General features: G+C 69.4%; 8 protein-coding genes. 4 read left to right on the forward strand and 4 right to left on the reverse strand.

The window, feature by feature from the left end; all coding sequences use genetic code 11:
• The first annotated feature begins 32 nt into the window (after positions 1 to 32).
• Positions 33 to 389 carry a hypothetical protein gene (locus K2Z83_RS02310; protein WP_220593577.1) on the forward strand — a complete coding sequence of 119 codons (357 nt, stop codon included), beginning with the start codon at positions 33 to 35 and terminating at the stop codon, positions 387 to 389.
• Positions 390 to 501: 112 nt separating this feature from the next.
• On the opposite strand, the gene K2Z83_RS02315 is transcribed toward K2Z83_RS02310, so the two are convergent.
• Positions 502 to 1,563: an NADH:flavin oxidoreductase/NADH oxidase gene (locus tag K2Z83_RS02315; protein WP_220593578.1), complete on the reverse strand. Its 1,062-nt coding sequence runs from the start codon at positions 1,561 to 1,563 to the stop codon at positions 502 to 504.
• Between the two features lie 326 nt (positions 1,564 to 1,889).
• On the opposite strand from K2Z83_RS02315, the gene K2Z83_RS02320 reads away from it, so the two are divergent.
• The gene (locus K2Z83_RS02320) at positions 1,890 to 2,993 is read left to right on the forward strand and encodes an AI-2E family transporter (RefSeq protein ID WP_220593579.1); all 1,104 of its coding nucleotides are present in this window, start codon (positions 1,890 to 1,892) and stop codon (positions 2,991 to 2,993) included.
• Positions 2,994 to 3,058: 65 nt separating this feature from the next.
• On the opposite strand, the gene K2Z83_RS02325 is transcribed toward K2Z83_RS02320, so the two are convergent.
• Entirely contained in the window at positions 3,059 to 5,116 is a 2,058-nt protein-coding gene (locus K2Z83_RS02325; protein WP_220593580.1) for a tRNA uridine-5-carboxymethylaminomethyl(34) synthesis enzyme MnmG, read from the reverse strand.
• 136 nt (positions 5,117 to 5,252) lie between these two features.
• On the opposite strand from K2Z83_RS02325, the gene K2Z83_RS02330 reads away from it, so the two are divergent.
• The gene (locus K2Z83_RS02330) at positions 5,253 to 5,603 is read left to right on the forward strand and encodes a response regulator transcription factor (protein WP_220593581.1); all 351 of its coding nucleotides are present in this window, start codon (positions 5,253 to 5,255) and stop codon (positions 5,601 to 5,603) included.
• A 40-nt stretch (positions 5,604 to 5,643) separates the two neighbouring features.
• Here K2Z83_RS02330 and K2Z83_RS02335 read toward each other — a convergent pair whose 3' ends face one another.
• Positions 5,644 to 6,606, reverse strand: coding sequence for a thiamine pyrophosphate-dependent dehydrogenase E1 component subunit alpha (locus K2Z83_RS02335; RefSeq protein ID WP_220593582.1), 963 nt, complete (start codon positions 6,604 to 6,606; stop codon positions 5,644 to 5,646).
• Between the two features lie 220 nt (positions 6,607 to 6,826).
• On the opposite strand from K2Z83_RS02335, the gene K2Z83_RS02340 reads away from it, so the two are divergent.
• The gene (locus K2Z83_RS02340; RefSeq protein WP_220593583.1) at positions 6,827 to 9,610 is read left to right on the forward strand and encodes a valine--tRNA ligase; all 2,784 of its coding nucleotides are present in this window, start codon (positions 6,827 to 6,829) and stop codon (positions 9,608 to 9,610) included.
• Between the two features lie 31 nt (positions 9,611 to 9,641).
• Here K2Z83_RS02340 and K2Z83_RS02345 read toward each other — a convergent pair whose 3' ends face one another.
• On the reverse strand, positions 9,642 to 11,105 hold the full coding sequence (locus K2Z83_RS02345; RefSeq protein ID WP_220593584.1) for an NAD(P)/FAD-dependent oxidoreductase: 1,464 nt from the start codon (positions 11,103 to 11,105) through the stop codon (positions 9,642 to 9,644).
• Positions 11,106 to 11,285: the final 180 nt, after the last annotated feature.

Raw genomic sequence — 11,285 nt, forward strand, 5'->3', positions numbered from 1 at the left:
TATGGGCTCATCATCAGCAAAGGAACACTGTCATGGCAACACCAAAGCCCCCGGTGTCCACCACACCCGCAGCTGGGATGTCTGCTTCGTCCATCGCCGAGTCCGGTGCTGGCCTCATCCGCCTCGGAGTTACCGCTATCACGTTGCCGATCACGGTTGCGAACGCTGTCGGCGTCGGCATGTCGCGCTTTCTCACCGGTGTGACCTCGGCGCTGGATGGCAACGCGGTGCCCGCAGACGGCAACGAGATCATCAAGGCGACCAACGACCTCGTCAAGGCGACCACCGGGCTGTACACGAGCGTGCTCAATGTCGCCATCGGCGGGCTTGAGACGCTGACCCGCTCGATCGACGCCGCTGTCGCGGAGACCAAAGGGCCGAGCAAGTAGGTCGCGAATCAGAGTCCCCACCGGGTTAACCCAGGCTGCTCGTACCTGTGCGCGCAACTGCTTTCATGCAGTTGCGCGCACCGCGCTTTCCACCCTCCTGCCACTCCCAACTTCACCAGGCCCGGCCGTACTGCGGCGGCGTGGGCACCGGCTGGCGCAGGGCCTTGGCGGCGCGCTGGGGCCAGTGCGGGTCGCGCAGCAGCTCGCGGGCCAGCAGCACCAGGTCGGCGTCGCCGTTGCGCACGATCGCGTCGGCCTGCATGGGGTCGGTGATCATGCCCACGGCGGCGGTGGCGACCCCGGCCCCGCGACGGATGGCCTGGGCGAAGGGCACCTGGTAGCTAGCGCCCACCGGGATGCTGGCCTGGGCCGCGTTCCCGCCCGAGCTACAGTCGATCAGGTCGACGCCCTCGGCGCGCAGGAGCTTCGCCAGGGAGAGCGAGTCCTCGCCCGACCAGCCGCCGTCCACCCAGTCAGTGCAGGAGAGGCGCACGGTGAGCGGCAGGCCGGCGGGCCAGGCGTCGCGGACGCGGCGGGTGGTCTCGACCACAAAGCGGCAGCGGTTCGCGAGGCTGCCGCCATAGGCGTCCTCGCGGCGGTTGGAGAGCGGCGAGAGGAAGCTGTGCATGAGGTAGCCGTGGGCGGCGTGCAGCTCCAGCCAGCGGAAGCCTGCCTCGCGGGCGCGCGCGGCGGCGGCGACGAAGGCCGCCTGGAGGCGGTCGATCTCGGCGACGCCTAGCTCCTGGGGCGTGCGGTAGCCCTCGGCGAAGGCGACGGGGCTGGGGCCGACGGTCGGCCAGCCGCCGGCCGCGTCGTCCAGCGGCCGCCCGCCATCCCAGGGGCGTGCGGTGCCGGCCTTGCGCCCGGCGTGGGCCAGCTGGACGCCGGCCACGGCGCCCTGCGACTCGATGAAGCGGACGACGCGGGCCAGCGGCGCGATCTGGCTCTCCTGCCAGAGGCCGACGTCATGCGGCGAGATGCGGCCGCGCGGCTCGACGGCCGTGGCCTCGACGATCACCAGGCCGGCGCCGCCGGCGGCCCTGGCCCCCAGATGCACCAGGTGCCAGTCGGTGGCGTGGCCGTCCTCGGCGCTGTACTGGCACATGGGCGAGACGCCGATGCGGTTGCGCAGCGTCACCTCGCCGATCGTGAGCGGGTCAAACAGATGTGGCATGTCTCTACTCTTCCTCATCTAGTACACCGTCCGAGCTCTGCTGCTGGGTTGGGGCACTGCGGAGACCTGTCAGCTGGACTGCGCCCAGCTGACAGGCCTGGGCCGAGCAACCCTTCAAGGATGCTCGGACGCAGTACTAGCGCGCTTCTCGCACAGGAGTTGGGAGTTGGAAGTTAGGTTTGGGGTTCTATAAGCATAGCGGCGTTTCCGCCAACCCCCAACCCCCAACCCCCACATGGTACCAGAATTGCAGGCGTATCCAGCGAAGGCATGGTACGATAGAGCGTACATCCAGCGAAGCAATAAGGGCAGCAGAGGGGCGCAGCATGTCACGCGTGCAAAATACGGTCGTGGTGCTGGTTGGGGTCGCGGTGGCATGGTGGCTGCTCCGCGAGATCGTGGGACTGCTCAGCAACTTCGCCGACGTCCTGACGATCTTCGGCCTAGCCTGGCTGCTCAACCTGCTGCTTGAGCCGATGGTCGACCATCTGAGCCGCTGGGTCAAGCGCCCGGTGGCATGGGCGCTGGGCTACCTGTCGCTGATCCTGGTCCTGGCCGCGCTCAGCGCACCGCTGGCCTCACAGGCCAGCTCGCTGCCGGCCGCCCTGCCCAACGCGATCGAGCAGGCCACCCTGCGCATCGACGACCTGCTCAGCTGGCTACGCGATCACCGCATCGGCGTCCCGATCAGCAGCCGCTGGATCGTCGAGAGCGGGCAGCTCGCCCAGCAGGCCGGGCCGACGGTGCTGGCCTGGTCGCTCAGCCTGCTGACGATCGGCGGGCAGACCCTGCTGGTGATCGGCGTGGCCGCCGCCATGTCGGCCGGCGACGACTCGCTGCGGGCGATCATCGGCGCGGCCATCCCCCGCCGCTGGGCGGATGATGTGAAGCAGCTCTACGACGATGTGCGTCGCACCTACTCGGCGGCGATCCGCGGGCAGCTGGCGATCTGGGCGATCGGCATGGCCCTCAGCCTGGGCGTGCTGGCGATCTTCCAGACGCCGGGCATGCTGCTGTGGTTTGGCCCCCTGGCGATCGTGCGCCTACTGCCCTACCTCGGCGGCATCCTCGGCGGCGTGATGACGGCCGGCGTGCTGCTGATCAGCCTGCCATGGCCGGAGTCGCTCCTGCCGGTGCTGCTGATCGTTGTCGGCGAGAACCTCAAGGGCTATATCGTCGAGCCGCGGCTGCTCGGGCGGGTGCTCAGCCTCTCGCCAGGGCTGGTGCTCTTCGTGGTGCTGCTGGGCTGGAAGATCGGCGGGGTGACCGGGATCGCCTTCGGGGTGCCGGCGATGGCGGTGGTGCAGGCCCTCGCCGAGCGCGTGCTGAGCCGGCGCGAGGCCCGCCGCGCCGCGCACCCCGAGGAAGAGGCGGCGCCAGCCGAGGCCGCCGGTGCCAGCCTGAACCGGGACCCAATGCCGATCAAGTAGGGCCGAAGCATCGCCGCCGGATGCCACCGGTCGCCCCCCATGCATCCCGTGGCGATGCCTCGGCCCTACGGCATTGTGGGCGGCTCCCGCCGCCGCTCCAGGGCGAAGAGGATGATCGTCACATCGGCGGGGGTGATCCCGGCGAGCCGGCCGGCCTGGCCGAGGGTGGCCGGGCGGAAGCGCTGGAGCACCTGGCGGGCCTCGTTGCGCAGGCCAGAGAGCGCGGCGTAGTCCATGTCGTCCGGGATGCGCCGGGTGTCCATCTTGCGCAGGCGCTCCACCTCGCGCCGCTGGCGGTCGATGTAGCCGCCGTACTGGGCCGCGATCTCAGCCTGCTCGACGGCCGGGGCGGGCGCGTCGGGCAGGCCGAGGGCCTCCCGCAGCTGGCCGTAGCGCAGGCCTGGCCGGGAGAGCAGCTCGAAGGCGCTCAGCGGCTGGCTGATCGGCGCGATCTGGGCCGCGCCGAGGGCCGCGTTGACCGCCGCCGACGGGAAGACCCGCCGGCCCTCCAGCTGCGCCCGCAGGTCGGCGCTCTGCGCGCGCTTGCGCTCCACGGCCGCGGCGCGCGCCGCGCCCACCAGGCCCAGCTCGCGGGCCAGCGGGGTCAGCCGCAGGTCGGCGTTGTCGCCGCGCAGCAGCAGGCGGTGCTCGGCCCGCGAGGTGAACATGCGGTAGGGCTCGCGGATCTCCTTCGTCACCAGGTCGTCGATCAGCACCCCGATGTAGGCCTGGTCGCGCCCGAGGATCACCGACTCTTCCCCGCGCACGTGGCGGGCCGCGTTGAGTCCGGCCATCAGGCCCTGGGCGGCGGCCTCCTCGTAGCCGGTGGTGCCGTTGATCTGGCCGGCCAGGAACAGCCCGGCCAGCCGCCGCGCCTGCAGGTCGGCGCCGACCTCGCCGGTGGCCACCGCGTCGTACTCGATCGCGTAGCCCACCCGCATCAGCTCCACCTCGCGCAGGGCCGGGATGCTGCGCAGCATCTCCCACTGCACGTCCTCGGGCAGCGAGGTGTTGCAGCCCTGCACGTAGACCTCGCCGGTGCCCCAGCCCTCTGGCTCCAGGAACAGCCCGTGGCGCTCCTTGTCGGCGAAGCGCACGATCTTGTCCTCGATGCTCGGACAGTAGCGCGGCCCAACCCCCTCGATCACCCCGCTGAACAGCGGCGCGCGGTGCAGGTTCTCGCGGATCAGCTCGTGGAAACGCGGCGTGGTGTGGACCAGGTAGCAGGGCAGCTGCGGGCGCCAGCCGTCGAGCCGGGCGTGGGGGTAGAAGGGGGCGGGGGGGCCGCTGAATGGTGAATGAGGAATGCTGAATGGTGAATGCTCCGGAAATTCGACATTCAACATTCCTAATTCACCATTATCGTAGTAGTGGCCGAAGTAGACGGGCACCTCGCTGCCGTGCTGCACCTCGGTCTGGCTGAAGTCGATCGTGCGGGCGTGGATGCGCGGGGGCGTGCCGGTCTTCAGGCGCACCAGCGGGAAGCCCAGGCTCGCCAGGTCCTCGCCGAGGGCCACCGATGGCGCCTCGCCGGCCCGCCCGGCGCCCCAGCTCGCCGCGCCGGTGATCGCCCGCCCGCGCAGGAAGGTGCCGGTGGTGAGCACGACGGCGCGGGCGTGGTAGGTGAAGCCGGTGTGGGTGATAATGTTGAATGTTGAATGTTGAATGTTGAATTGGGGCGTATCATCAGGGTGTCCGGCATTCAACATTCCTAATTCAGCATTCAACATTCCGCGCAGCGGCACGACCCGCTCGACCATGGCCTGGCGGATGTCGAGGTTGGGCACCTGCTCCAGGGTCTCCTTCATGACCTGGGCGTAGCGGCGCTTATCGCACTGGGCGCGCAGCGACTGGACGGCCGGCCCCTTGCTCTCGTTGAGGGTGCGGATCTGGATGGCGGTGCGGTCGGTGACGCGGGCGATCAGGCCGCCGAGGGCGTCGATCTCGCGAACGAGGTGGCCCTTGGCCGGCCCGCCGATGCTCGGGTTGCAGGACATGTGGGCCAGCTTATCGAGGTCGATCGTCAGCAGGAGCGTGCGGCAGCCCGCCAGGGCCGCCGCGTTGGCCGCCTCGCAGCCCGCGTGGCCGGCGCCGATCACAACAACATCGTAGAGTGTCTGCATATGGTGGTATAATACCGGGCCGGTTGACCCAGATTCCAGATAAGAAGCCTGTCCGATGCGGCCCGACGCGTCTTCGCTTAACCGCGCAGCCCCACGCCGCACCCGGCAGGTTTTATTATAGCTATGGAGCGCCGCATTGCCCCGGATTCAGATCATCGATGACGACGTGATCACCCTCGCCAGCCTCGGGCTTCAGCTAGAGGACGCAGGCTTCAGCGTCACCAAGAGCAGCGACCTCACCCACGCCGAGCAGTCATACGCCGAGGAGCGGCCGGACCTGGTGCTGCTCGATGTGCGCAGCGATCGCGAGCGCGGGTGGGATCTGCTCGCGCGGATAGCCGACTCCACCCCGGTGATCGTGCTGAGCGCCGCCGCCCGCGAGGAGGATGTGGTGCGCGGGTTCGAGGCCGGCGCGGCCGACTACATCGCCAAGCCCTACCGCTCGGCCGAGCTGCTGGCCCGCCTGCGCGCCCGCCTTGAATGTTGAATTCGCCGCTCGACATTCAACATTCAACATTCAACATTCCTCACGCATACACCCCATCGCGCACGCTGGCCCCGTCCGGGTAGGGCGAGGCCTCGGCGAAGGCCTGGGCCTCGTCCAGCTCGGCCTCGATCTGGGCCAGGAGCGCGGCGAGGCCGGCGTCGTCGAGCAGGCCCATGCCGCGCATGTGGGTCTCCAGCAGCATGATCGGGTCGCGGCGCTCCCACTCGGCCAGCAGATCTCTCGGCACATAGGCCATGTTGTCGTGGATGGCGTGGCCGCGCATGCGCATGGTCTTGCACTCGATCAGGGTCGGGCCGCCGCCGGCGCGGGCGTACTTGACGGCCTCGTGGGCGGCCCGGTAGACGGCGGCGAGGTCGTTGCCGTCCACCACCACGCCGGGCATGCCGTAGCCCGCCGCCCGGTCGGCGATGTCCGCGATGTTCATCTGGCGCGAGAGCGGGGTCGAGTAGGCGTACTGGTTATTCTCGCAGATGAAGACGACCGGCAGGCGGAAGACCGAGGCCCAGTTGAGCGTCTCGTGGGCCAGCCCCTGCGAGGAGCTGCCGTCGCCATAGAAGGCCATGGCCACGCGGGGCTCGCCCCTGAGCGCGAAGGCATGGGCCATGCCGGCGGCCACCGGCAGCGAGGCCGGCAGGTGGCTGATGAAGCCGACGATGCCGAAGCTCAGGTCGCCCATGCCGTGCATGTTCGCGTCGCGGCCGCGGCTGACCCCGGTGGCCCGGCCCATGAACTGGGCCAGCACGCGCCGCGGCGTGATGCCGCGGGCCAGGTAGAAGCCCAGGTCGCGGTGCATCGGCGCGGCGACGTCGTCGGGGCCGAGGGCCAGGGCCGCCCCCACGCTCACCGCCTCGTGGCCGATCTGCGAGAAGTAGCCGCCGACGATCATGCTCTGCTTGTGGAGGAAGGTGCCTCGGTCATCGAGGGCGCGGGCGAGCCGCATCCAGTAGTGGGCCTGGCGCAGCAGATCGGGGGGGAGCTCCATTGCAGTATACTCCTGGTATGGTGCGGTGCCCCTATTGTAGCAGGAGTCCCGCGTAAGCCCCTGGCTCCCCGGAATTTCTTGTTGGTTTGTCCAAAATGGCCAGCTTCGCTGGCCATTTTGGACAAACCAACACCAGTTTTTAGGGCGGCAGCCCTACGGGGAAGGGGGGCAGCATGCTGGTATAATGAGGCCAGCAGAACGTTACCTATTCGAGGATAGTATGACCAACCCCGTGACCCCGCCCGCGCGCCCGGCGGAGATGGACAAGGCCTACGAGCACCAGCCGGTCGAGCAGTCGCTCTATCCATGGTGGGAGCGCAGCGGCTTCTTCGCGCCGCGCGCCGACGCCCCCAAGCCCCCATTCGTGATCTCCATCCCGCCGCCCAACGTCACCGGCGAGCTGCACCTCGGCCACGCCATGTTTGTGACGATCGAGGATCTGATGGTGCGCTGGCGGCGCATGCAGGGCTTCCAGACGCTCTGGGTGCCCGGCACCGACCACGCCGGCATCGCCACCCAGTCCCAGGTCGAGAAGCTGCTGCGCAGCGAGGGCACCACCCGCGAGGCCGTCGGCCGCGAGGAGTTCCTGCGCCGCACCTGGGAGTGGAAGGAGAAGTACGGCGGCGAGATCCAGAACCAGCTGCGCCGACTCGGCGCGTCCTGCGACTGGGACCGCGAGCGCTTCACCCTTGACGCCGGCCTCTCGCGCTCGGTCCACACCGCCTTCAAGCGGCTCTATGACGACGGCCTGATCTACAAGGGCACCTACCTCGTGAACTGGTCGCCCAACCTCGGCACCGCCGTCAGCGACCTTGAGGTCGAGTACGAGACGCGCAATGTCTCGATCTGGTACGTGCGCTACCCCGTCGTTGGGGACAGGGGACAGGGGACAGGGGACGGGGGTTCGGACGCCGCGCCCTTCGGCCACGCCTGGGGCTCCGGGCGCTGGGCCGAGGGGGTGACGGAGTGGATCACAGTGGCGACGACCCGCCCCGAGACGATCCTGGGCGACACGGCGGTCGCCACCGCCCACGGCGACGAGCGCTTCGCCCACCTGCTGGGCCGCCAGGCCATCCTGCCCGCCCTCGGCCGGGCCATCCCGATCATCGCCGACGAGTATGTGGACAAGGAGTTCGGCTCCGGCGCGGTCAAGATCACCCCCGCCCACGACAAGAACGACTACGAGGTCGGCAAGCGCCACGGCCTGCCCCAGATCACCATCCTCAACCGCGACGCCACGCTGAACGCCGAGGGCGGCCCCTACGCCGGGATGGACCGCTTCGCCGCCCGCAAGGCCATGCTGGCCGACCTCGAAAAAGAGGGGCTGCTGGTCAAGACCGAGCCGCACACCATGAGCGTCGGCATCAGCCAGCGCGGCGGCGAGGTGATCGAGCCGCTGCTCTCCGAGCAGTGGTTTGTGAAGGTGCGCCCCCTGGCCGAGCTGGCCATGGCCGCCGTCCGCGAGGGCCGCACGAAGATCATCCCCGAGCGCTTCGAGAAGGTCTACTTCCACTGGATGGAGAACCTTGAGGACTGGTGCATCTCCCGCCAGCTCTGGTGGGGACACCGCATCCCGGTCTGGTACATGCCCGACGGCACCATGGTCGTCCCCGGCCCCGACGAGGCCCCGCCCGAGGGAGCCACCCAGGACCCGGACGTGCTCGACACCTGGTTCTCCTCGGGCATCTGGCCCTTCAGCACCCTCGGCTGGCCCGACGAGACGCCCGACCTGAAGACCTTCTACCCGACCAGCGTGATGGAGACGGGCTACGACATCATCTTCTTCTGGGTGGCCCGCATGATGATGATGGGCTGCTACCTGACCGGCGTCGAGCCCTTCCACACGATCTACCTGCACGGCCTGGTGCGCGACGAGCACGGCCGCAAGATGTCCAAGTCCTACGGCAACGTGGTCAACCCGCTGGTGATCATGGGCGATCAGGGCACCGACGCGCTGCGCTTCACCCTGGCCACCTCGGGCACGCCCGGCCAGGACATGAACCTCAACCCGCAGCGGATCGAGTCGGCCCGCAACTTCGCCAACAAGATCTGGAATATCACCCGCTTTGTCATCTCGAAATTGCAGATTGCAGATTTCAAATTGCAGATTGCACAGAGCGAGGCTCAATCTGCAATCTACAATCTGCAATCTGCAATGAGTTTGGCCGACCGCTGGATCCTCTCGCGCTACAGCCGGCTCTGCCTGGACGTGGATCGCCTCTTGGAGAGCTACAACTTCGGCGAGGCCGGCCGCCAGATGCACGACTTCCTCTGGGGCGAGTTCGCCGACTGGTACGTCGAGATCGCCAAGGTGCAGCTTGAGGGCGACGCCGCGCAGCAGCAGGCCACCCGCGCGGTGCTCTACACCGTGCTGGAGGGCAGCCTGCGCCTGCTGCACCCCTACATCCCGTTTGTCACCGAGGAGGTCTGGCAGTACCTGACCCGCGTGGAGGGTGTGGCGCCCGGCCCCGAGCACAGCCTGATGCTGGCCAGCTACCCGACGGGCGACGAGGCCCTGGTGAGCGATGCGGCCGAGGCCGACTGGGGGCTGGTGCAGGAGCTGATCGTGGCCATCCGCAACATCCGCAGCGAGTACAAGGTGGAGCCGGCGCGCTGGGTGGCGGCCACGGTGGTGGCCGGCGAGCGGGCCGCGATGCTGCGCGGGCAGGCGGCGCTGATCGCCCGCCTGGGCCGCGTGGACGCCGAGAGGCTGACGATCGTCGAGTCGCTTGACGCCAAGCCCGGCCAGTCGGCGGCGATCGTGATCGGCACCCTGGAGGCCTACCTGCCGCTGGCCGGCCTGATCGACCTGGAGGCCGAGCGCGCCCGCCTGGCCAAGGAGCTGGATCAGGCTGAGGCCGACGTGGCCCGCCGCGAGGCCAAGCTGGCGAACGAGGGCTTCGTGGCCAAAGCCCCGGCCAACGTAGTGCAGCGCGAGCGCGATAGCCTGGAGACAGCGCGGGCCGCCCTGGCCACGCTGCGCGGGCGGATCGCTGAGCTGTAGCGGCGCTCCTCCGCGCCGAGTGGGAGCGCAGCTACCCTCGGCGCGGCCGGATCGTGTCGCTGCGCTCCCACTCGGTGGCCCGCAGCTGCCCGAGCGCGCGCCACGAGGGCGCCAGGTCGACGATGCCCAGCTCGCGCACTAGCTGGCGCGCGGCCAGGCCGATGATCGCGGTGAAGGTTGGGTAGGCGATCTCCAGCTCGGCGAGCTGCGCCACGTGCATGCCGGTCGCCATGCCGGCGGCCACCAGCTGCACGATCTCCAGGGCGTGAACTCCGACCACATGCGCGCCCAGGATGCGCCCGTCCGGCCGCGAGACGATCAGCTTGCAGGCCCCGTGGGTCTTCCCGTCGACCACCGCCCGATCCAGATCGCTGTAGGGGACGACCGCCACCGCGCAGTCGCCGGCGGCGCGGGCCTGGGCCTCGGTGATGCCGACCGCGCCATACTCGGGGTCGGTGAAGCCGCCGAAGGGCACGATCGTGTGGGTGTGGGCGCGCTCGCCGCGCAGCACCGCGTTCTCTGCGGCGACGCGCCCGTCGTGGCTGCCGCTCTGCACCAGCGGCATGCGCCCGGTGATGTCCCCCGCCGCGTAGATGTGCGGCGCCGAGGTGCGCAGCGTGTTGTCGACCTGAATGTAGCCACGCTCGTAGTGGACCCCGGCCGCCTCCAGGTTCAGGGCGGCCAGGTTGCCCTCCCAGCCCACCGCGAGGAGGACGGCCTCGACCACGACGGTGTGGGACTGGTCGGCCAGGCGGTAGTGTAGGGTCAGCCCATCCCCGCCCTTCTCGATGCGCTCGACGCCGCTGATCCCGCTGATCACGTCGATCCCGCGCCGCACAAACGCCGCCTCAAGCTGAGTCGCGATCAGCGGGTCGGTCATGCCCAGGATGCGCGGGCCGGCTTCGAGCACAGTGACCTGGCTACCGAAGGCGGCGAAGATCGACGCCAGCTGGCAGCCGGTGGCCGCGCCGCCGACGATGGCGAGCGACCGCGGCAGCTGCGGCAGCGACCAGAGATCACGGTAGCTGAGCGCGTGCTCGACCCCCGGGAAGCTGATCCGCCGCGATTGTCCGCCGGCGCAGATGATGAAGCGGTCGGCCTCGATCCGCTCGCCTGAGCCGAGCTGCACCGTGTGCGGGTCGACGAAGCCCACGCTCCCCGCCGGGGCGACCACGCGCACGCCGGACGCCTGGAGGTGATCGAGCAGGTGCTTCTTGTCATCGATCTGGGCGACCACCCGGCGCACGTGGGCGAGCAGGCTCGGGAAGTCGACGCTCGGGACGCCGCCGACCAGGCCGTACTCGCTGAACTGGCCGGCGTCGCCGATCAGGCGGGCGGCCCGGGCCAGCACGCGGGTCGGCACCACCCCGTCGTTCAGGCAGGTCCCCCCGAGCGCGGATCGCTCAAGCATCGTGACGGTCGCCCCGAGCTCCCGCGCCCGCAGCGCCGCCGTCACTCCCGCCGGCCCGCCCCCGATAACGATTGTGTCGAACATTATCCCCTCCGATATACGACAAATTTGACGTAGATTACGTGAAAATCGTAACATATAACTGCGCCGCCCGATAGGTGCCGCAGGTGGTGAACTATCTCCCCCCAGACGGGGGCGCGCCCTAGGGCGCGCGAGGGGTGCGACGGAACGTCTTGCATGCGGGCGGGCGGCTGAAGCCGCGCC

It is taken from the genome of Oscillochloris sp. ZM17-4 (assembly GCF_019599295.1).
GTDB lineage: Bacteria > Chloroflexota > Chloroflexia > Chloroflexales > Chloroflexaceae > Oscillochloris.

What these genes read in the sequence shown, in the direction of transcription:
- K2Z83_RS02315 (WP_220593578.1), bottom strand. Translation starts at nt 1,563, where the DNA reads ATGCCACATCTGTTTGACCCGCTCACGATCGGCGAGGTGACGCTGCGC.
- K2Z83_RS02345 (WP_220593584.1), bottom strand. Translation starts at nt 11,105, where the DNA reads ATGTTCGACACAATCGTTATCGGGGGCGGGCCGGCGGGAGTGACGGCG.
- K2Z83_RS02340 (WP_220593583.1), top strand. Translation starts at nt 6,827, where the DNA reads ATGACCAACCCCGTGACCCCGCCCGCGCGCCCGGCGGAGATGGACAAG.
- K2Z83_RS02335 (WP_220593582.1), bottom strand. Translation starts at nt 6,606, where the DNA reads ATGGAGCTCCCCCCCGATCTGCTGCGCCAGGCCCACTACTGGATGCGG.
- K2Z83_RS02325 (WP_220593580.1), bottom strand. Translation starts at nt 5,116, where the DNA reads ATGCAGACACTCTACGATGTTGTTGTGATCGGCGCCGGCCACGCGGGC.
- K2Z83_RS02320 (WP_220593579.1), top strand. Translation starts at nt 1,890, where the DNA reads ATGTCACGCGTGCAAAATACGGTCGTGGTGCTGGTTGGGGTCGCGGTG.
- K2Z83_RS02310 (WP_220593577.1), top strand. Translation starts at nt 33, where the DNA reads ATGGCAACACCAAAGCCCCCGGTGTCCACCACACCCGCAGCTGGGATG.